Annotated in this window: 1 protein-coding gene; it reads right to left on the reverse strand. The window is 71.5% G+C overall.

Annotated features, from left to right (window positions below; genetic code table 11):
• A partial coding sequence (locus ACIQAK_RS32970; protein ID WP_366392978.1) for an amino acid adenylation domain-containing protein occupies positions 1 to 3,020 on the reverse strand: 3,020 nt, incomplete at both ends.

The raw sequence follows: 3,020 nt of genomic DNA on the forward strand, positions 1-3,020 counted from the left end.
ACACGCAGCACCCACGTGTTAACGAAGAAGCCGACCAGACCCGCCAGCGCCTCGTCATTACGACCCGCGATCGGCGAACCGATCGACACATCCTCGCCGGCACCGAGCTGCCCCAACAGCACCGCCAGCGCGGACTGCATGATCATCGACATGGTCACGTCGTTCGCCCGGGCCAACTCCCGCACCGCGGCGAGCAGCTCGGCGTCGAGTGTGAACTCCAGCATGTCGCCCTGGTGGCCGGCCACCGGCGGCCGCGGCCGATCCAGCGGCAGCTGCATCGGCTGGGGGGTGCCGGTCAGCTCCTGACGCCAGTAGTCGGCCTGGGCCGAGACCAGGCTGTCGGGGTCGTTCTCGTCGCCCAGCAGCTCCCGCTGCCACAGCGTGTAGTCCGTGTACTGCACCGGCAGCTCGTCCCACACCGGCGGCCGCCCCGCACACCGCGCCGCGTACGCCCGCGAGAGATCCCCCGCCAACGGCCCCATCGACTCACCGTCGGCGGCGATGTGGTGAGTGACCAGCGCGAGGACGTACTCGTCGGGACCGCCGCGGAACAGCGTGGCGTGGATCGGAATCTCCGCGGCCAGGTCGAACCGGTGGCTCATCGCACCGGCGACGGCGTCCTCCATGACGTCCGGCGCCACATCCGTCACGGGCATCCGCAGCTCGAACGCGTCGGCGGGAAGCACGTGCTGGTAGGCCACACCGGACTCGTCCTCGACGAACACCGTCCGCAGACTCTCGTGCCGGACCACCACATCCCGCAGGGCCGCCTTGAGGGCATCCGCGTCCACGGTGCCACGCAGGCGCAGGGCGAGCGGAATGTTGTACGTGGCGGACGGACCGTCGAAGCGGTGCATGAACCACAGTCGGCGCTGCGCGAACGACAGCGGCTCCGGACCGGTGGTCCCCTCGCTCCGACGGAGCGCCGGGCGCACCGGCCCACCGGCGGGCAGGTGGACGGCGAGTGCGGCGACCGTCGGCGCGTCGAAGACGGTCCGGACCGCCAGTTCGGCACCGACCGTCTCGCGGACGCGGCCGACGAGGCGGGTCACCAGCAGCGAGTGGCCGCCGAGGGCGAAGAAGTTGTCGTCGATGCCGACGCGTTCGAGACCGAGCAGTTCGGCGAACAGGCCGGTCAGCAGCCGCTCGTCGGCCGTACGCGGGGCCCGGTAGTCGGCTCCGGTGACCTCTGGTTCCGGTAGGGCGGCCTTGTCCAGCTTCCCGTTCGCCGTCATGGGCAGGTGGTCCAGAAGGACGAAGGCGGTGGGCACCATGTGCTCGGGCAGCCGCTCGGCCAGGAAGGCCCGCAGGTGCTCGGGGGTGACGTCCGTGTCGCGCGGCACGACGTAACCGACAAGCCGCTTGCCCATGGCCGCGGTGCGGCCGGCCCGGGCGAGCACCGCGGCCCGGCCGACGCCTGGATGGGTGTCCAGTACGGAGGCGACCTCACCCGGCTCGATGCGGAAGCCTCGGATCTTCACCTGGTCGTCGATCCGGCCGAGGTAGTCGAGCTGGCCGTCCGGGCGGCGGCGGACCTGGTCGCCGGTGCGGTACATCCGGGTGCCGGGCTCGCCGAACGGGTCGGCGACGAAACGCTCGGCCGTGAGAGCATGCCGGTCCAGATAGCCCCGGCTCAGCCCCTGCCCGGCGATGTAGAGCTCGCCCGGGACGCCGAGCGGAACGGGCCGCAGCCAAGCGTCGAGGACGTACAGACGGGTGTTGAGCACGGCGCGGCCGATCGGCGGGGCGACGCCGTCCGCGGTGAGCGGGTCGCTGAGCGTCGCGACGCAGGTGGTCTCGGTGGGTCCGAAGCCGTTGATCAGCCTGTGGTCGGAGGACCAGGTCTCCACGATGCCCGGCGGGACGGCCTCGCCGCCGACCCCGAGAGTGCGCAAGTGCGGGAACCGATCGCGCGGCACGGTGGCGAGAGTGGCCGTGGCGATGAGGCCGACGGTGATCTCCTCCTGGGCGAGGGTCGCCGCGAGCACGTCGCCGACCTGCCGGCCCGGCGGGACCACGAGGGTGGCACCGGCGGCGAAGGCGGCCAGCCACTCCATGACGGAGATGTCGAAGCTCGGCGATGTGCAGGCGAGCACCCGGGATTGCGCCGTCACCTCGAAGCGCTCGATCTCGGTACGGGCGAGGCTCGGGAGGGTGGTGTGCGGGACGACGACGCCCTTCGGACGTCCGGTGGACCCCGAGGTGTAGATCACGTAGGCCGGGTGGCGCGGGTCGAGTGGGGCGAGCCGGTCGGTGTCGGTCGGGTCCGCGTCGGACCCGCCGTCGGGCCGGGCGGCCGGGTCGGGGTCGTCCATGAGCGCGGTCGGGATGCCGCCGGGAAGACTTCCGGCGAACTCGGCCGTGGTGAGCGTCAGCATCGGTTCCGCGTCCTGGAACAGGAAGGCGATCCGCTCGGCCGGGTAGGCGGGGTCCACGGGCAGCCACGCGCCCCCGGCCTTCGTCACCGCCAGGATGGCCACCAGTTGCTCGACGGACCGTGGCAGCGCGACAGCCACCCGGGACTCCGGGCGGACACCGTGCCCGATGAGCCGGTGCGCGAGGCGATTGGCCCGCCGGTTCAACTCCGCGTAGCTGAGGGTGAGATCGCCGGAGATCAGCGCGGTGGCGTCCGGGGCACTCGCGACCTGCTGCTCGAAGAGGTCCGGCAGGGTGATGTCCGGCACCGGCGCGGACGTGTCGTTGAGTTCGGTGAGCAGATGCTCGCGCTCCTCGGCGGTGAGCAGGTCCACCTCGGCGAGGGTCCGGTCGGGGTCCGTCACGAGCCGGTTCAGCACGGTTCGGAACCGTCGGCCGATCTCCTCGATGTACGGACGGTCGAACACGCCGTCCTGGAACTGGAGGGTGATCTTCAGGTAGGGGTCGAGGTCCGCCGCCAGCATCAGCGGGTAGTGGGTGGTGGAGAACGGGCGGATGCCGGTGCAGGTGATGCCGGCCGCTTCGTTGGCCTCGGCCAGTGCCACGCTGTCGACGGGGTAGGACTCGAAGACGACCAGGGTGTC

Source organism: Streptomyces sp. NPDC088706 (genome assembly GCF_044752765.1).
Classification (GTDB): domain Bacteria; phylum Actinomycetota; class Actinomycetes; order Streptomycetales; family Streptomycetaceae; genus Streptomyces.